Source organism: Duganella lactea (assembly GCF_009857505.1).
GTDB lineage: Bacteria > Pseudomonadota > Gammaproteobacteria > Burkholderiales > Burkholderiaceae_D > Rugamonas > Rugamonas lactea.
On sequence record NZ_WWCP01000011.1, the window covers coordinates 15,959 to 33,861 of the forward strand.

At 63.2% G+C, this 17,903-nt stretch carries 18 protein-coding genes; 8 read left to right on the top strand and 10 right to left on the bottom strand.

Annotation, left to right across the window (positions count from 1 at the left end; genetic code table 11):
- Positions 1-35: 35 nt before the first annotated feature.
- From holA to leuS, 3 genes are read right to left on the bottom strand one after another with little or no spacing between them, the layout of a single operon-like run.
- Positions 36-1,052, bottom strand: a complete 1,017-nt coding sequence (holA, locus tag GTP44_RS11210) for a DNA polymerase III subunit delta (protein ID WP_161019490.1) — start codon at positions 1,050-1,052, stop codon at positions 36-38.
- A 9-nt stretch (positions 1,053-1,061) separates the two neighbouring features.
- Entirely contained in the window at positions 1,062-1,619 is a 558-nt protein-coding gene (locus GTP44_RS11215) for an LPS-assembly lipoprotein LptE (RefSeq protein WP_161019491.1), read from the bottom strand.
- An 8-nt stretch (positions 1,620-1,627) separates the two neighbouring features.
- Positions 1,628-4,249, bottom strand: coding sequence for a leucine--tRNA ligase (leuS, locus tag GTP44_RS11220; protein ID WP_161019492.1), 2,622 nt, complete (start codon positions 4,247-4,249; stop codon positions 1,628-1,630).
- 101 nt (positions 4,250-4,350) lie between these two features.
- Here leuS and GTP44_RS11225 point away from each other — a divergent pair, with 101 nt between their 5' ends.
- The 3 genes from GTP44_RS11225 to map are packed head-to-tail and all read left to right on the top strand — an operon-like array spanning position 4,351 to position 6,405.
- The gene (locus tag GTP44_RS11225; protein ID WP_161019493.1) at positions 4,351-5,112 is read left to right on the top strand and encodes a helix-turn-helix domain-containing protein; all 762 of its coding nucleotides are present in this window, start codon (positions 4,351-4,353) and stop codon (positions 5,110-5,112) included.
- 37 nt (positions 5,113-5,149) lie between these two features.
- Positions 5,150-5,518: a VOC family protein gene (locus GTP44_RS11230; protein WP_161019494.1), complete on the top strand. Its 369-nt coding sequence runs from the start codon at positions 5,150-5,152 to the stop codon at positions 5,516-5,518.
- A gap of 44 nt (positions 5,519-5,562) precedes the next feature.
- Positions 5,563-6,405, top strand: coding sequence for a type I methionyl aminopeptidase (gene map, locus GTP44_RS11235; protein WP_161019495.1), 843 nt, complete (start codon positions 5,563-5,565; stop codon positions 6,403-6,405).
- Here the strand turns inward: map and GTP44_RS11240 are convergent.
- From GTP44_RS11240 to GTP44_RS11260, 5 genes are read right to left on the bottom strand one after another with little or no spacing between them, the layout of a single operon-like run.
- Positions 6,392-6,709 carry a barstar family protein gene (locus GTP44_RS11240; RefSeq protein ID WP_160989098.1) on the bottom strand — a complete coding sequence of 106 codons (318 nt, stop codon included), beginning with the start codon at positions 6,707-6,709 and terminating at the stop codon, positions 6,392-6,394. The two genes, map and GTP44_RS11240, sit on opposite strands and share 14 nt — an antisense overlap.
- Positions 6,709-7,137, bottom strand: coding sequence for an ExbD/TolR family protein (locus tag GTP44_RS11245; protein WP_161019496.1), 429 nt, complete (start codon positions 7,135-7,137; stop codon positions 6,709-6,711). Before GTP44_RS11245 ends, GTP44_RS11240 begins: the two co-directional genes overlap by 1 nt.
- Before the next feature lie 7 nt (positions 7,138-7,144).
- Positions 7,145-7,822 carry a MotA/TolQ/ExbB proton channel family protein gene (locus tag GTP44_RS11250; RefSeq protein ID WP_161019497.1) on the bottom strand — a complete coding sequence of 226 codons (678 nt, stop codon included), beginning with the start codon at positions 7,820-7,822 and terminating at the stop codon, positions 7,145-7,147.
- Positions 7,819-8,625, bottom strand: a complete 807-nt coding sequence (dapB, locus tag GTP44_RS11255; protein ID WP_161019498.1) for a 4-hydroxy-tetrahydrodipicolinate reductase — start codon at positions 8,623-8,625, stop codon at positions 7,819-7,821. Before dapB ends, GTP44_RS11250 begins: the two co-directional genes overlap by 4 nt.
- A gap of 13 nt (positions 8,626-8,638) precedes the next feature.
- The gene (locus tag GTP44_RS11260; RefSeq protein ID WP_160989094.1) at positions 8,639-9,289 is read right to left on the bottom strand and encodes an outer membrane protein assembly factor BamE; all 651 of its coding nucleotides are present in this window, start codon (positions 9,287-9,289) and stop codon (positions 8,639-8,641) included.
- A 215-nt stretch (positions 9,290-9,504) separates the two neighbouring features.
- On the opposite strand from GTP44_RS11260, the gene fur reads away from it, so the two are divergent.
- Positions 9,505-9,933 carry a ferric iron uptake transcriptional regulator gene (gene fur, locus GTP44_RS11265; RefSeq protein ID WP_160989093.1) on the top strand — a complete coding sequence of 143 codons (429 nt, stop codon included), beginning with the start codon at positions 9,505-9,507 and terminating at the stop codon, positions 9,931-9,933.
- Positions 9,934-9,954: 21 nt separating this feature from the next.
- On the opposite strand, the gene hrcA is transcribed toward fur, so the two are convergent.
- Both hrcA and GTP44_RS11275 read right to left on the bottom strand, forming a co-directional pair.
- On the bottom strand, positions 9,955-10,971 hold the full coding sequence (gene hrcA / locus GTP44_RS11270) for a heat-inducible transcriptional repressor HrcA (RefSeq protein ID WP_161019499.1): 1,017 nt from the start codon (positions 10,969-10,971) through the stop codon (positions 9,955-9,957).
- 49 nt (positions 10,972-11,020) lie between these two features.
- Positions 11,021-11,737 carry an HAD family hydrolase gene (locus tag GTP44_RS11275; protein WP_160989091.1) on the bottom strand — a complete coding sequence of 239 codons (717 nt, stop codon included), beginning with the start codon at positions 11,735-11,737 and terminating at the stop codon, positions 11,021-11,023.
- A 77-nt stretch (positions 11,738-11,814) separates the two neighbouring features.
- Here GTP44_RS11275 and GTP44_RS11280 point away from each other — a divergent pair, with 77 nt between their 5' ends.
- The 4 genes from GTP44_RS11280 (at position 11,815) to GTP44_RS11295 (ending at position 17,855) form a co-directional block, all read left to right on the top strand.
- Positions 11,815-13,212 (top strand): metallophosphoesterase, encoded by a 1,398-nt coding sequence (locus tag GTP44_RS11280; protein ID WP_371867203.1) that lies wholly within the window; start codon positions 11,815-11,817, stop codon positions 13,210-13,212.
- A 135-nt stretch (positions 13,213-13,347) separates the two neighbouring features.
- Positions 13,348-13,974 carry a hypothetical protein gene (locus tag GTP44_RS11285; protein ID WP_160989089.1) on the top strand — a complete coding sequence of 209 codons (627 nt, stop codon included), beginning with the start codon at positions 13,348-13,350 and terminating at the stop codon, positions 13,972-13,974.
- A gap of 31 nt (positions 13,975-14,005) precedes the next feature.
- Positions 14,006-14,626 carry a hypothetical protein gene (locus GTP44_RS11290; protein ID WP_161019501.1) on the top strand — a complete coding sequence of 207 codons (621 nt, stop codon included), beginning with the start codon at positions 14,006-14,008 and terminating at the stop codon, positions 14,624-14,626.
- Between the two features lie 373 nt (positions 14,627-14,999).
- A complete protein-coding gene (locus tag GTP44_RS11295; protein WP_161019502.1) occupies positions 15,000-17,855 on the top strand; it encodes a TonB-dependent receptor in 2,856 nt (951 codons plus the stop codon).
- Positions 17,856-17,903: the final 48 nt, after the last annotated feature.

Below are 17,903 nucleotides of genomic sequence, written 5' to 3' on the forward strand. Positions count from 1 at the left end.
CCGTCATGCCGGCGCAGGCCGGAATGACGCGCTTATCAGCCACGGGCGACCTTGAGGGCCAATTGCAGCATGGCGTCCCAGGCATCACCGGCAAACGCTTGCGCGCGCAGCCCTTTAATCATCTTGTCCACTTGCGCGGCCTCCTTCATCGCCGCTTCCAGCGTCGGCAACGAAATGCGGCGCAGCGCCGGGTCCATCATGCGTTCCTTCGGCCCCCAGATGCGATGCTCCTTGAGCAGCGCGCCGAGCGGCCGGCCTTGCGCCATGCCCGCCTTCAGCTTGAGCAGCGTGCGGATTTCCTCCGACACCGCCCACAACACCAGCGGCAGCGCCTCGCCCTCGCCTTTCAGGCCGTCCAGCATGCGGATCAGCCGCGCCGGATCGCCCGCCAGCATCGCCTCGCTGAGCTTGAACACATCGTAGCGCGCCACATTCAGCACCGCCGCGTGCACCTGCTCGTAGCTCAGCTTGCCCGGCTCGTGCAGCAAGGCCAGTTTTTGTATCTCCTGATGGGCCGCAAGCAGATTGCCTTCCACGCGATCGGCGATGAAGTCGATGCTCTGCCGGTCCGCGCTCAGCCCTTGTTGGGCGAGACGCTGGCCTATCCAATTGGGCAAATGCGCCCGTTCCACCTGCGGGATGTCGATATACACCGCCGCCTGTTGCAGCGCGGCCACCCAGGCCGCCTTCTGCGTCTGCCAGTCCAGCTTGGGCAACGTGATCAGCGTCAGGTTGTCCGGACTCAGATCCTTGACATAGTGTTGCAGCGCCGCGCCGCCATCCTTGCCCGGCTTGCCGGTCGGGATGCGCAGCTCGATCAGTTTCTTGTCGCCAAACAGCGACAGCGCCTGATTGGCCGCCAGCAGCTCGCCCCATTTGAAGCTGCGCTCCACGGTCAGCACGTCGCGCTCGGAATAGCCCTGGGCGCGGGCGGCCTTGCGGATCTTGTCCGCGGCCTCCAGCGCCAGCAAGTGCTCGTCGCTGGTGATGACGTACAGCTGCGACAGCGATTTGCTCACATGGCCGTCCAGCGCCTCCAACCGTAATTGCATGCGGCGCCTTTACTGAGCCGGCACGGCCGGCGGTGGCGGCAGCGACACGCCGGCCGTCTTGATGGCGGCGATGCGGCGCATCATCTGCTGCACCAGGTCGGTCTGCATATCCTTGTACAGCAGCGCCTCTTCCTGCTCTTTGGCCAGCAGCTGGCTGTCGCTGAAGTCGATCGGGCGCGACAACGCGATGTTGGTCGGCCCCAGCAACTCCTTGCCCTGCTTGTCGAGGACGCGGAAGACGATGCTGTAGCTCAGCAGGTACTGGCGCACGCGGCCATTGTTGTCCAGCGCCAGAATGGTCTTGGTCTTGGTCTTTTCCGGATTGGACAAGACCTCGATCACGCCATCGGCGTCCCTGGCGCTGCCGACCACCGTGGTGCCGCCGTTGGCGCGGATGTTGCGCTTCAAGTCGATCGCCAGCGGCGACGACTCCGGCAGCCCCACATACATCGTCGGGAATGGCAGCGTGTAGTGGCCGCCGTCGCCACGCAGGTGGAAACCGCAGCCCGACAGCGTCAGGGTGGCGGCCAGCACCGCCGCGCACATGAATTTGGAAGAAGTCGCCATATCTGCCTTTAGACCACGATGTTGACCAATTTACCCGGCACCACGATCACCTTCTTCGGCGTGCCCTCGATGAATTTCTGGACCGCTTCATTGGCCAGGGCGGCGGCTTCGATGGCGGCCTTGTCGGCGCCCTTGGCCACCACCACGCTGCCACGCAGCTTGCCGTTGACCTGGATCATCATCTCGATTTCCGACTGTTCCAGCGCGGCGGGATCGACCTGCGGCCAGGCCGCGTCCAGAATGTCGCCAGCGTAGCCGAACTCTTGCCACAGCACGTGGGTGATGTGCGGCGCCACCGGGTTCAGCAGGCGCAGGAAGATCGCATAGCCTTCCGACAGCACGGCCGCTTCCACATCCTTGGCCGATTCCAGCGTGTTGAGCATCTTCATGCAGGCCGACACCACGGTGTTGTACTGGATGCGCTTGACGTCGTAGTCGGCCTGCTGCAGCACCTTGTGCACCTCGCGGCGCAGCGTCTTGCCGGCGTCGGTGGTGGCGGCGGCGTTCAGCGGCGCGCCGGCGGCGGCGATGGCTTCACGCTGCGCGTAGCCGAAGGCCCACACGCGGCGCAGGAAGCGGTTGGCGCCCTCGACGCCGCTGCCCGACCATTCCAGCGTCTGCTCCGGCGGCGAGGCGAACATGGTGAACAGGCGCGCGGTGTCGGCGCCGTATTGTTCGATCTGCGCTTGCGGGTCGATGCCGTTGTTCTTCGACTTCGACATCTTCTCGGTGCCGCCGATCTTGACCGCTTCGCGCCCAAGCTTGAGGAACGCGGCGAAGGGGCGCCCCTTGTCATCCATCTCCACGTCGACGTCGGCCGGATTGAACCAGGTTTTCTTGCCCGACTCTTCCTCGCGGAAGTAGGTCTCATTGAGCACCATGCCTTGCGTGAGCAGGTTGGTGAACGGCTCGTCGAATTTGACCAGGCCGAAGTCGCGCATCACCTTGGTCCAGAAGCGCGCGTACAACAGGTGCAGCACGGCGTGCTCGATACCGCCGATGTACTGGTCCATCGGCATCCAGTAGTCGTTGCGGCTGTCGACCATGGCGTCGTTCGCGCCCGGCGAGGTATAGCGCATGTAGTACCACGACGAATCGACGAAGGTGTCCATGGTGTCGGTTTCGCGGCGCGCAGGCTTGCCGCACTGCGGGCAGTCGCATTGGAGGAAGGCTTCGTACTTGTTCAGCGGGTTGCCGCTGCCGTCCGGCACGCAGTCTTCCGGCAGCACCACCGGCAGGTCTTTTTCCGGCACCGGCACCGAACCGCAGTCCGGGCAGTTGATCATCGGGATCGGCGTGCCCCAGTAGCGCTGACGCGAGATGCCCCAGTCGCGCAGGCGGAAGGTGATCTTCTTCTCGCCCAGGCCGAGGGCGGCCATGTCGGCGGCCACCGCATCCACCGCCTCGGCGTAGCGCAGGCCATCGTACTTGCCGGAGTTGGTGACAATCGCCACTTCCTTGTCGCCATACCATTCCTGCCACGCCTCGGTGGAGAACTCCTGGCCTTCCGCCTTGATGACTTGCCTGATCGGCAGATGGTATTTTTTGGCGAAGGCGAAATCGCGCTCGTCGTGCGCCGGCACGCCCATCACGGCGCCGTCGCCGTAGGTCATCAGCACGTAGTTGCCGACCCAGACCTCGACCTTGTCGCCGGTGATCGGATGGGTGACGAACAGGCCGGTCGGCATGCCCTTCTTCTCCATCGTCGCCATGTCGGCCTCGATCACCGAGCCCAGTTTGCACTCGGCGTTGAAGGCGGCCAGTTCCGGGTTGCTCTGCGCGGCCAGCACCGCCAGCGGGTGCTCGGCGGCGACGGCGCAGAAGGTCACGCCCATCACGGTGTCCGGACGGGTGGTGAACACGTACATCTTGCCGTCGGTGATCAGCTTGCCTTCGGCGTCCTTGATATCGTGCGGGAAGGCGAAGCGCACGCCGGTCGACTTGCCGATCCAGTTCGACTGCATGACGCGCACACGCTCAGGCCAGCCTGGCAGCTTGCTGTCGACATGTTCCAGCAGCTCCTCGGCGTAGTCGGTGATGCGCGCGTAGTACATCGGGATTTCGCGCTTCTCGATCACCGCGCCCGAGCGCCAGCCCTTGCCGTCGATAACCTGCTCGTTGGCCAGTACGGTCTGGTCGATCGGGTCCCAGTTCACGGTGCCGGTTTTTTTGTAGATGATGCCTTTTTCCAGCATCTTGAGGAACATCCACTGGTTCCACTTGTAGTATTCCGGCTTGCACGCGGTCATTTCACGCGACCAGTCGATGGCCAGGCCCATCAGCTCCATCTGCGAACGCATGTGGGCGATGTTGGAATAGGTCCATTGCGCCGGCGGCACATTGTTGGCCATGGCGGCGTTTTCGGCCGGCATGCCGAAGGCGTCCCAGCCCATCGGCATCAGCACGTTGTAGCCGTTCATACGCAGATAGCGGTACATCACGTCATTGATCGTATAGTTGCGGACGTGGCCCATGTGCAGCTTGCCCGATGGGTAAGGCAGCATAGAGCAGGCGAAGTATTTACCCTTCGGGAAGCGCGGGTCGTTCTCGACGGCCTTGTAGGCGTCGATCGCCTTCCAGTGGGATTGCGCGGCTTGTTCAACGTCGGCGGGACTATATTTATCTTGCATGATGGTGTACGGCCATGAGTGAATATGAACCTTACATTATACCTTGAGCCACGCCAGTACAGCGCGGGCTGGCAGAGTCAAGTTGATCAGGAGCGTATCCGATGTTCTACCAGGAGTATCCACCGCATCCGGCGCTGGCGCGGCATGTGGCGTGCGTTTGGGCGGCGCGGGCGCCGGGCGGCGGGCCGGCGCATCGGGTGTTGCCGGATAATTGTGTGGACATGCTTTGGCAGGATGACGGCCAGGCCGGCTTCGCGGTCGGGATGATGTCGTCGGCGATTCTGGTTGCCAGCGCGCGGCCGGTGTGGACGCTGGCGGTGCGCTTCAAACCGGGCATGGCGGGCTCGTTCCTGGCGCTGCCGATGCAGGAAATTACCGATCAGCGCGCGGACATCGATTTGCTATGGGAACGCGGCGAGGCGGAGCGGCTGACCGATGCGCTGTGGACCGGCGACGCGCCGGTGCGGGCGCGGCTGGCGCTGATCGAGCGGGCCTTGCTGCGCCGGCTGCGGGACGGCGGCGACGACGGCGCCAGCACCGGGCTGGCGCAACGCGCCATCGCGGCGCTTGAGGGCAGCGGCGGCGAGGTGCGGGTGGCGGCGCTGGCCGCGCAATTGGGCGTGTCGCGGCAGCATCTGGCGGCGCAGTTCCGCCAGCATGTCGGCCTGTCGCCCAAGCTGTTTGCCAGGATTTGCCGTTTCCGCAAGGCGACGGCGGCGATCAAGGCCGCGCCAGCCCCCGACTGGGTGCAGCTGGCACTGGCCTGCGGCTATTTCGACCAATCCCACCTGATCCACGATTTCCAGGAATTCTGCGGCAGCGCGCCCGAGCGATTCCATTTTTCCAATCCAACCGTGGCCTGATGTGCCAAGATGGCGTTTTGACTAGTTGGAGACCCCCATGATCAACGGACTGCGCAGCGCCATCTACCCGGTGGCCGACCTGGCCAAGGCGAAACAGTGGTACACCGAGGTGTTCGGCGTCACGCCTTATTTCGACCAGCCGTTCTACGTCGGTTACAACGTCGGCGGCTTTGAGCTGGGCCTGCTGCCGGATGGCGGCACGCCGGGCAGGGCCGGCGCCATGGTCTACTGGGGCGTGCGGGATATCGAGGCGGAAGTCGCGCGCATCGTCGCGCTGGGCGCCGCCATCCACCACCCGATCACCGATGTCGGCGAGGGTATCAGGACGGTCGAACTGGCCGACCCGTTCGGCAACCTGCTCTGCCTGATCGACAACCCGCACTTCGATTTGACAGCGGTCCGCTAGCGGATGTGGGAAAATACCGCCTCTGCACATCAAGAGGTCGTCCCATGTCCCGCCCCCGCCACAACGCCAATCTCATCAAAACGCCCGAACAAATGGTGCAAGCCCGCGTCGCCGCCCAACTGGCGGCCGACGTGCTGACCATGATCGCGCCCCACGTCAAACCCGGCGTGACCACGGCCTACCTCGACCAGCTGTGCAACGACTACATCGTCAACGTGCAGCGGGCGATTGCGGCCAACGTCGGCTACGGCGGCTTCCCGGCCACCGTGTGCAGCTCGGTCAACCATGTGGTGTGCCACGGCATTCCGTCGGCCACCCAGGTGCTGAAGAACGGCGACATCATCAACATCGACGTCGCCGTCATCAAGGATGGCTGGCACGGCGACACCAGCCGCATGTACTACGTCGGCGAGCCGTCGAAACCGACCCGCAAGCTGGTCGAGACCACCTACGCCGCCATGTGGGCCGGCATCCGCGCGGTCAAGCCGAAGGCCACGCTGGGCGATGTCGGCTTCGCGATCCAGACCGTGGCCGAGAAAGCCGGCTACAGCGTGGTGCTGGATTACTGCGGCCATGGCATCGGCCAGGTCTACCACGAGGATCCACAGGTGACGCACTACGGCCGGCCAGGCCAGGGCATGGTGCTGAAGCCAGGCATGCTGTTCACCATCGAGCCGATGATCAACGCCGGCAAGGCGGCCACGAAGGAATTGAGCGACGGCTGGACCGTCGAGACGCGCGACAAATCGCTGTCGGCGCAATGGGAACACATGGTGCACGTCACCGACACCGGCTTCGAGGTGCTGACGCTGGCGCCGGGCGAAACCGGCGCGAAAGCCAATATCCCGAACGCCGTGCCGGCGGGACTGGCAATCAGCGCAGAGTGAGTTTCAGGGCCGGCTGCTCGCCGTAGTCCTCATAGCGCTCGTTGAGGCCGGCCACGCAGTAGGTGACTTCCTCCAGGATGTCCGGCTGCATGGCGGCCGCATCCTTGATGACAATTTCCAGCACCTCGTTCGGCTTCAGGCGGAACTTGCTCATGCTGTCTTCGTCGCGCAGGTAGCTCAGGCAATCGACCCAGGCGTCCATGGTGTCGCCATAGGTGTCGGGGAAGCCCATCGCCGCCTTGCACGCGGCGTGGAAGGCGGGAAAATCGTTGATGGCTGCGCCATTCAGTTCTGCGGTTGCCATTACTTTTGCTCTTTCTTGGGGTCCGTGACGAAGCCCAATTTGGTTAATCCATTGCTCTGCGCCGCGGCCATCACCTGGGCCACCACTTCATAGCGCGTGTCCTTGTCGGCGCGCAGCTGCAGTTCCGGTTGCGGGTCCAGCTTGGCCGCCGCGACCAGCCGCGCCGTCAGCGCGTCCTGCTCGACCGGATCGCTATTCCAGAAAATCTTGCCCTTGCCGTCGATCGACAGCGTCACCGTGGCGGCCGGCGGCGACTCCACCGCCGGCGCTTGCGCCTTCGGCAGCTCCAGCTGCACCGAGCCGGTGAACATCGGCGCGGCCAGGATAAAAATCACCAGCAGCACCAGCATCACGTCCACCATCGGCGTGACGTTGATATCGGCCATCGGGCCGGGATTGCGGTGGTGGTTGAAGGTGCCGAAGGCCATGATGCGCTTACCTGGTCACGCCGTTGGTCAAATACGCATGCAAATCATGGGCGAAGGCATCGAGCTCGGCCAGCGTCAGACGGTTGACGCGGTTGAAGCCGTTGTACGCCAGCACGGCGGGAATCGCCACGGTCAGGCCGATGGCGGTCATCACCAGCGCCTCGCCCACCGGGCCGGCCACTTTGTCGATCTGCACCGTGCCGTGCGACGACACATTGGCCAGCGCATGGTAAATGCCCCACACCGTGCCCAGCAGGCCGACGAAGGGCGCGGTGGCGCCGATCGACGCCAGCAGCGTCAGCCCGCCTTCGAGGCGGTTGGTCGAGCGCTGGATCGCCGTGCGCAGCACGCGGGTGACTTGCGCCGAACGGTCCATCTCGCCGCCCAGCGACGGCCGCGCGGCGGCCTTCAGCTGCGTGGCGCCCTGCTCGGCCAGCGGCAGGAAAATCTTTTCGGGATCGGCCAGCGTCAGGCCGGCCACGCCGTCCTGCATGCTTGGCGCCTCCCAGAATGCCTGCACCGCCGGCGCGCCGCGACGGATGCGGTAGGCGGCAAACGCCTTGGCCAGAATGAAGAACCAGCTGACCAACGACATGCCCAGCAGCACAAACGCGACCGCGTGGCTGACGGCGTCGCCCTGCTCCCAGAAGCGGGCCAGGGTGAACTGGCTGGCGGACGGGTTCATTGGTCCTTCAGTCCCAGCACATCGTACATGTCGAACAGGCCGGTCGGCTGGTCAGCCAGGAAGCGGCAGGCGCGCAGGGCGCCGTGCGCGTAGGTCACGCGGCTGCTGGATTTGTGGCTGATCTCGATGCGCTCGCCGATGCCGGCGAACAGCACGGTGTGATCGCCAACGATGTCGCCGCCGCGGATGGTGGCGAAACCGATCGACGACGGATCGCGCTCGCCGGTCACGCCTTCGCGCGCGAACACGCCATCCTTCTTCAGGTCGCGGCCCAGCGCGTCGGCGATCACCTCGCCCATTTTCAGCGCCGTGCCCGACGGCGCGTCGACCTTGTAGCGGTGGTGGGCTTCGACGATTTCGATGTCATAGCCGGTCGACAGCGCCTTGGCGGCCTGCTCCAGCAGTTTCATCGTCACGTTGACGCCGACCGAGAAGTTGGGCGAGAACACGATGGCGGTTTTCTTCGCGGCCTCGGCGATGGCGGCCTTGCCGGCGTCGTCGAAACCGGTGGTGCCGATCACCAGCTTGATGCCGTGCGCGGCGCAGTATTTCAGGTGTTCCAGCGTCGCTTCCGGGCGGGTGAAGTCGATCAGGTAGGCGGCGCCCGCCAGGCCTTGCGACAAGTCCGACGCCACCGGCACGCCGGCCGGCTGGCCCAGGAAAGCGGCGGCGTCCGGCTGCTCCGAGCCGGCGCGGTCCAGCGCGCCGGACAGGCGGGCGTCGTCGGCGTTCTGCACCGCTTCAATCAGGATGCGGCCCATGCGGCCGCCGGCGCCGGCGATGGCGATGTTCATGTGCGTCATGCTGGAGTTCCTGTTATTTCTTGTCGTTGCCGATCGTCGCTTCCACCGGGGCGGCGTTGGCCTTGTCCGGGCCGGAGGGCAGCGGTGCTGCCGGGGCCGGCTTGGCCAGCGCGGCATCCTGCGCCGCTTCCTTCTTGGCGTTCGGCGCCGGGCCGGCGATGCGGGCGATGTATTCCTTCTCGGTCGGCAGGTTGCCGCCTTCCCAGCGCGCCACCTTGCCGTCCTTGTCGAAGAACACGATCACGCGGCTGGTGGTGATTTCGCCGTTGCCCTTGACCAGGCGGAACGCATAATCCCAGCGGTTGGCGTGGAACGGGTCGGTCAGCAGCGCGGTGCCGAAGATGAAGCGGACCTGATCCTGCGTCATGCCGACTTTCAACTGCGACAACATTTCCTCGGACACGAAGTTGCCCTGCTGGATGTCCGGGCGATACGGCGAGAAGAACCACATGAAGCGCTGCAGGCGCGTGATGGTGGTGGTTTGCGCGCCTTTGCTGGCGTCCAGCGTTGGCTCGTGGTCTTTGACTTCGGAGGATGTCTCGCCCAGCGTGGTTTTGGTCGCGCAACCGCCCAGCGCCAGCGCCACGCACACGGCAGCAGCGGCGCCGGCGGCGGGAGTGAAACGGTGCAACAAAGACTGCGAAAAAGCCTGGGTGACGCGCATAAAGGTCCTCAATCTGGTCAAGCGGGAGTGCTGCAAAACGCTATATCATAAAGCACTCGCTGCGGGATGGGGCATTATCCGCCAAAACAAGTGCAAATCTTTGTAAATGAGAAATTCCCACAGGAAATTGTGCGATTTCGCAATGTGGTGCGGAGCGGGTCGGAGTACGTTAAACTAACGCCTAGCTATCGCCAACCACATTAAGAGTCATGACCATGGGTAACAATCCTGCCGATCTGAAGGCCAGCGGCCTGAAAGCCACCTTGCCACGCATCAAAATCCTGGACATTTTCCAGAATAGTGAGGTGCGTCACCTGACCGCCGAGGATGTCTACAAGATCCTGCTGGCCGATAATATGGATGTGGGCCTGGCCACCGTCTACCGGGTGCTGACCCAGTTCGAGCAGGCCGGCCTGCTGAACCGCAACCACTTTGAAACCGGCAAGGCGATCTTCGAGCTGAACGCCGGCTCGCACCACGATCACCTGGTGTGCATGGATTGCGGCCGCGTGGAGGAGTTCTTCGACGAGGCGATCGAAGAGCGTCAGAACGTTATCGCCAAGGAGCGCGGCTTCAAGATTGCCGAGCACGCGCTGGCGATCTACGGCAACTGCACCAAAACCGTCTGCCCGCACCGCCCCTGAGCTTGCCCCTGAGCGTATGCCTCAGTTATGGCTGAGCGCGTTGGACAGCAGCTTGGCCGTGATATCCACAATCGGGATCACCCGTTCGTAGGCCATGCGGGTCGGGCCGATCACGCCCAGCGTGCCGACGATCTTGCCGTTGGCGGTGTACGGCGCGGTCACCACGCTCATCTCGTCGAGCGGCACCAGGCTCGACTCGCCGCCGATGTAGATCTGCACGCCGCTGGCCTTGCTCGACACGTCGAGTAGCTGCATCAGGCCGGTTTTCTGCTCGAATATGTCGAACATCTGCCGCAGCGACGACATATTCGACGACAAATCGCTGACCGACAGCAGGTTGCGCTCGCCGGCGATGACCATGTCGTCGGAATCGTCCTTCATCGCCTCGCTGCCCGCCTCGACTGCGGCCTGCATCAGCCGGCCCATGTCGTCGCGCAGCTGGCGCACCTCGTTCTGCAGGCGCGCATGGACTTCGTCGAACGCCAGGCCGCCGTAATTCTGGTTGATGTAGTTGGCCGACTGCACCAGCTGCGCCGGCGTGTAATCGACCTCGGTCAGCAGCAAGCGGTTTTGCACGTCGCCGTTGGGCGCCACGATCACCAGCAGGATGCGCTTCTCGCCCAGGCGCAGGAACTCGATCTGCTGAAACACCGACTCGCGGCGCGGACTCAGCACCACACCGGCGAACTGCGACAGCGACGACAACATCTGCGCCGCGTTGGTGATCATCTTCTGCGGCTGCGGCGATTGCAGGCGCAGTTGCGCGCCGACCGTCTGCTCGTCGATGTGCTGCACCGTCAGCAGCGTGTCGACAAAGATGCGGTAGCCGCGCGGCGTCGGCACCCGGCCGGCCGAGGTGTGCGGACTGGCCACATAGCCCAGTTCCTCCAGGTCCGCCATGATGTTGCGGATGGTGGCCGGCGACAGCTCCAGCCCGGAAATCTTGGACAGCGCCCGCGAGCCCACCGGCTGACCGTCCGCGATATAGCGTTCCACCAGGGCCTTGAGCAGGGTTTGTGCGCGGATATCGAGTTGCATGCTAAATCTAGTCTCGGTGTTGATCAGTGATGACGGAGGGTTCTGCCTATTATGCACGGCTATGCTGCATCTGCCCACGTATCCAGACCAGCAGCTCGTCAAACGTGGCGCAAATGGCATCCGGCACCACGCCGGCGGCCAGATGCGCGGTGCTGCCGTGGCGGTTCATCCAGACCGCGCGCAGGCCGGCGCTCTGCGCGCCCTGCACGTCCAGCCGCAGATCGTCGCCGACGTAGACCGCGTCTTGCGGCGCCACGCCCATGGCGGCGCAGGCGGCGCGGAAAATCTCCGGGTCCGGCTTGGCGCGGCCGAACTGCGACGACGACAGCCGGTACTCGAAATGGTGGTCCATGCCGATCACTTCAAGATCGGCGTTGCCGTTGGTGATCACTCCCAGCCGCAACATGCCCTGCAACAGCGGCAACACCGGCAGCACGTCGGCATACGGCACCACCAGGTTGCGCTTGACGGCGAAATGCCGCATCGCGCCTTCGATATGCGCCGGGTCGTCGCCGGTTTCGGCAAACACCTCGGCCAGCGCCTCGCGGCGCAGCTGGTACAGGTCGGCAATCAGCTCCGGCCGGCGCTCCAGCAGCGCCATGCGGCGCACGCGCAGCTCGGCCGCGCTGAAGGCGGCGGCCACGCCGGGCGCGTGCTGGGCCAGCCAGGCGTGCCAGCTTTCCTCGGCGGCGGCGATCACCGGGCCGATCGGCCACAGGGTATCGTCCAGGTCGAACAACAGGGCGAGCGGGCGGCGTGCGGTCATATACGGTCAATAAGAATGACGAAATGCATATTGTAAGCCCATGGTAAATTATGCGGATTATTCCCGCTGGAGAACCCGTGCTGTCATCCCTGCTGAAACGCTGTTTACCCGCCGCGCTGCTGGCCGGCTGCGCCGCCACCAATCCATCGCCGCCACCGGACTTCACCGCCTACGTGGTAGTGGGGGAGTACGGCGCCGCCGTGGCGCGCGTGCTGATCGATGCGCCGGCCTGCCCCGCCATCGTGCTCAACCAGCGCAGCCAGCCGATGACGCTGCGCGCGCCGGCCGAGACCATTCCGCTGCGGAGCACGCCGTTCGCCCCGGCCGACTCCAAGCCGGCCGCTTTCCCGCTGCTGACCTGCGAGGCCAGCCTGCCCGCCGGCGTCACCAGCGCCAGCGTGCTGGGCCGCGCCCTGCCGCTGGCCAAGGCCGAACCGCGGCGCATCGTGGTCATCGGCGACACCGGCTGCCGGCTGCAAAAGAGCAGCAACGGCTGGCAGGCCTGCAACGACCGCGAGCAATACCCGTTCGCCACCGTGGCCGCCCAGGCCGCCGCGTGGAAACCCGATCTGGTGATCCACGTCGGCGATTATCACTACCGTGAAAATGCTTGCCCTGAAGGCAACGCCGGTTGCGCCGGCAGCCCGTGGGGCTACGGCTGGGATGCCTGGGACGAGGATTTCTTCGCCCCCGGCGCCAGGCTGCTGGAGGCCGCGCCATGGGTGATGGCGCGCGGCAACCACGAAAACTGCCTGCGCGGCGGCCAGGGCTACTGGCGCTTCCTCGATCCGCGACCACTGCTCAAGGGCCGCGACTGCAACGCCGCCGCCGATGACGACGCCGGCAACTACAGCGATCCCTACGCGATTCCGATCGGCCAGGACACCCAGCTGCTGGTGCTGGACACCGCCAACACCACGTGGAAGGGCCTGAAACCGGGCGACACCGGCTACGCCCGCTATCGCGACCTGTACCGCAAGGTGGACGCGCTGTCGCAACGCGCGCAGAACAACATCGGCATCAGCCACCACCCGCTGCTGGGCATGGGCGCCGACCGCAAGGCGGACGGCGGCATCGTGCTGCTGCCGGGCGACGCCGGCCTGCAGGCCAGTTTCGGCTCGGTCAACCCGCTGCTGTTCCCGCCGGCGATACAGGCCATGCTGTCCGGCCACATCCACCTGTGGCAGCAGTTGAGCTTTTCCAGCGCCCATCCGAGCCAGTTCGTCTCCGGCTTTGCCGGCACCTCGGAAGACATCGTGCCGCTGCCGGAACGGCTGCCGGCCGACAAGCCGCCGGCGCCGGGCGCGGTGGTCGAGCAATTCAGCTCCTGGGTGGACGGCTTCGGCTTCATGACCATGGAACGGCGTGGCCCGCAGCAATGGGAGGTGCTGGTGCACGACCGGCACGGCCAGATCCGCAACCGCTGCCAGCTGGACGGCCGCCGTTCGCAATGCGCGGTGGCCCAGGTGAAATAGCCGGCGGCGACACACGCTGTTACATCCATTTGCACGGACCGCGTTACCAAATGCACTAAAATACGCCGCACAAGTGTAATATGCTGCCTCCCGTGCGTGCTGCCGGGCCCTATTCGTTTTGGAGAGAGAGTTTTTATGAAAAGTTCGTTTCTGCGTGCGGGCCTGGCCCTGCTGTGTGGCGTCATACTGAGCGCCTGTGGCGGTAACAATGGCAGCCTGGCGCTGTCCGGCACGGTCACCTACAACGGCACCAGCACCTCGAGTGTGGTGCTCGCCAACCAGTCCAACGGCGACAAATTAACCGTCAGCATCGGCACCGGCTCCACCAGCTTTGTGTTCGGCAAACTGCTGGCGACCGACGAACAATTCAATGTGGTCGTCGAATCGTCGCCGCCCGGCGCAACGTGTACGACCACCGAAGCCAGCGGCACCGCCTCCTACTACACCGTCTACCGCGTCGCCATCACCTGCACCGCCAACCCCTACACGCTGGGCGGCACCGTCAAGGGCCTGAACAGCAAAGGCCTGGTGCTGGCCAACGGCAGCGACACCATCGGCGTGCTGCCGGCCGCCACCGCTGGCGCCGACGTCAACTTCGCGTTCTCGCTCAAGGTGGGCAACGGCTCCCCGTATGGCGTGACCGTGCTGAGCCAGCCAGACAAGCAGACTTGCGCCGTCAGCCCGAATCTGAATCCGGGCACGATGCCGTCCGCCGACCAGTTGGGCCTGGTCGTGAACTGCACCAACAATCCCAGCAACTAAGCCGCCGGCCGTTTAATTTTTGGAGAATCACATGAAATTTTCGTTAGTAAGCGGCGCCGTGGCGCTGGCCGTGGTGGCCGCGCTGGCCGGTTGCGGTGGCAAGCAGCAGTACACGGTGAAAGGCACGATCGTCAATCTGAGCAACAGCGGCCTGGTGCTGACCAATAACGGCGAAGACCTGACGGTGCCGAACGGCGCCACCAGCTTCGCCTTCGGCAAGCAGATCGACTACGGCACCACCTACAATGTGGCGATCAAGAGCCAGCCTGCCCACATGACCTGCAACTGGAGCAACGGAGCCACCACCATCACGGGCTCGGCCGGCTACAACGTTGAGATCGCATTAGCGCTGGCTTGCGTGCAGAACAGCTACAACCTGGGCGGCCAGGTCAGCGGCCTGACCGCCGCGGCCGACGGCACCGCGCGCACCATCACGCTGATCAACGGCTCGAACACTCAAACCGTGTTGAGCAGCGCCAGCGCCAACGCCGGCACGCTCGACTTCGTCACCGGCACCGTGCCATATGGCCAGGCCTACGGCGTGACCTTCCTCGACACCAACAACGGTCTGACCTGCGACGTCACCAATGGCGTTGGCGTCATGGGAGAAAGCCCCATCAGCAATATCGTGGTGGCCTGCCGCAACAAATAAAGGGGCGCGGAGGAGATATCCGTTATCGGAATAGTTGATATTCGGAAAATAAAGTAGCCTTATAGCTGTCAACGCACCATACTGCACCTGTCTCCTCCACTTCTCTCAAAGAAATGGATTTAAGCCCGCTCAACAGCGGGCTTTTTTTTATTTCACGCCATGATGTAGCCGGCGCCCCTGCCCAGCGCCCCCCTTCGATATGCGAAAACGCCATAGGTAGCGTCAAAAACCTTATACCACCTTAATTGTTGATAGCAATACACTTTATTGCGCGCACTACCTGCCCAACCCTAGCCTGGTTGTCGCCGGATTTGCTTGGTAGCGTACAGCAGCAATAGAGGGCACTGCCCAAAAAAACATTAAGGGGAGCTAGATGAGACACGAAAATACCAAAACGCTGAGAAAAACGATGGTGGCCCAAGCTTGTGCACTTGCACTGGCAGGGCCAATTGCCGCGCATGCGCAGGAAGCCGGAACTGCCAAGGCAAGCGAGGACACGGCTGCCCCGGTTGCCGTCGTCATCACGGGTCAGCGCGCGGCCTTGAAGTCGGCGCGAGATCTCAAGCAGGACTCCAACCAGATCGTCGACTCGATCCAGGCAACCGATATCGGCAAGCTGCCGGACGTGAATACTGTCGAGTCGCTGCAGCGGGTCGCCGGGGTGCAGATCCAGCGCCGCTATGGCGAGGGGGGCACCGATTACGACCATCGCACCGAGCCGGCGATCACGATCCGCGGCATTACCCAGGTCCGCAACCTGATCGACGGACGCGACTTCTTTACGGCCAACGGTGGTCGCGCACCGGACCTGGAAGGGCTGCCCTCTGAACTGATGGCCGGGGTTGATGTGTATAAGAACGCGGCATCCAACCTGATCGAAGGCGGTGTCGGCGGCGTGGTCAACATTCGCACGCGACTGCCATTCGACTCGAAAGAGGACCTCAATGTCATCACCGTCAAGTCCAATTACTATGATCGGATACGGAAGTCTTCACCGTCCGTTTCGGGCCTGTTGAGCCGTCAATTCAATACCGGCGCCGGACGCATGGGCATCCTGGTGAATGCAACCGGCAGTGAGACCTACTATCGCCAGGATGCCGTTCTGCAGCAGCAGCAGCACTGTCTTACCGCAACGGTGGGGAAATGCGGCAACGACCCGACGCAAGCCCCCTCGGCGGCAAAGGTTGCGGCCTTCAATTCGATGCCAAACAAGGGCTCGCTCACCGAACTCTATGTGCCGACTTCCTTCGAGATGTACCAGGACTCGGGGAGCCGGAAGCGCCAGGGCCTGTCGCTTGCCTACCAATGGCAGGTGAACGACGACATGCTGTTGACCGCACAAAATCTCTATTCCAACTACAAATTTATCCGGCGCGGCGAATATATCTACGGCGACGACAAGAACAACGACCCGCGCGCGGCGGCCGGTTCCACCTGGACTTGGGCTGCGGACGGCAGCGCCACGAGCGGCACGCTGGGGTCGCAGATTTTCTCGTCCTCGCGGTTTGACCAGGAAGTGCGCAATCGCACGAACTTATCCGCCGTGAACCTTAAGTGGCGCGTCTCGGAGAAGCTCAGGTCGAAGACTGATTTCGCCTACGAAAGCGCCCGCTATGACGCCGACCGCAATGGCGACTCCATCAAGCTTTACGATAACGAAAGCAGGAGCGTCGCGAATATCCCCAATCTGAATCTGGCCTTCGATGTGCGCGGCAAGATTCCCGCGTTTTCCATCGTTGATCCCGCCAACCCAAGCAACCCCTACGCCTATTTCGGCAATCCGAAGAATTGGAATTATGAGTGGCTGGCCAACGGGGTCGACCGCGACAAGCTGAAAATGTCGGCGCTGAGCCAGGATTTCGACTATGACGTCGGCGATCACTTCTTTACCAAGCTGCACGCCGGCGTTCGCCTGGCGGATACCAAGGTGTCATTGCGGGGTAACTGGAACAGCACCGGCGTCTGTAATGACACGGGCACCAACCCGAGCTGGGGAGCATGCCCGCTCATTCCAGTGGCACAACATCCGAATCTCGCCTACGCCGGGCCTGCCAGCAACTTCATGAAGCCGGGCGTGGGGTTCCCTGTCGCGGTGTTCCCCGAGTACGCCAATCCCAACGCCAGCGTTTTCGATCGCACGGTCGCGACTTACGCGCAGTTATTCGCCGGCAAGCCCAATTCCTATACGTTTGATACGTCGTTTGCTCCTGCCGATATCAATGAGCAACACGAAAAGACGCAGTCTCTCTTCGTTACGGGCGACTTCGCTACCGACGTATTCGGTTACGAACTCGATGGCACCGCCGGTGTTCGCGCGGTCAGGACGGATCATAAATCTATTGGCTATATTCAGGATAGCACCGGGTCTCATGCGGCCGTTTTCAATAACAAATACTCCAATATTCTCCCCAGCCTCAACACCCGTCTGCACCTGAACGAGGATGTACAGATCCGCTTCGGCTATGGCAAGACGATGACGCGGCCAAACTTCAGCGATATGGCCGCCCATGTTCAGCTGAATCCGAACATCCCCTCGCAGCTGAACGCCAACGGACGTCCTACCGGCAGTTCCGGTAACCCGTTCCTGGAACCGATGACCGCGACCTCCTATGATTTGACGTTGGAGAACTATTGGGGCACGTCGAATATGGCGTCCCTGGGAGTATTCAAGAAGGATATCAAGGGCTACCTCGCCAGCGGCATCGAAGCGATGAACTTCGGTGGCGTCGTCTACGATATTGGCACCAGCATCAATCTGGGCAAGGGTTCGGTAAAAGGCATTGAAGTTGGCTTTACGCAATTCTTTGATTTCCTGCCAGATCCATTCAAAGGATTTGGCGTACAGACCAACTATACCTATGTCGATTCAAGAGTTGAGCTTAGCCCTGGGGTCCTTATTCCCTTGCCGAAGTTGTCCAAGAACAGCTACAACCTGATCGGGCTCTACGAACAAGGTCCGCTGCAAGCCCGGATTGCGTACAACTGGCGCTCCTCTTACCTGGACCAAATCAATGGTAGTGGTGTTTCTGGTGCCAACCAATATGCAACGCCCTATTCGTCACTCGACGCCTCGGTGAGCTACCAAATCAACAAGACCTTCACGCTGTCGGCGGATGCCGTCAATGTGAGAAACTCGATGTACAAAACGTATGTCGAGCGCCCTTCGGGCGGCTTGTTGTGGCAACTCAACGACCGTCGGTATAGCGTAACGCTGAAAGCCACCTTCTAGCATCCCGCAGGGAGCCCCACGCAAAGCTGATATCAAGCAACGCGCCGC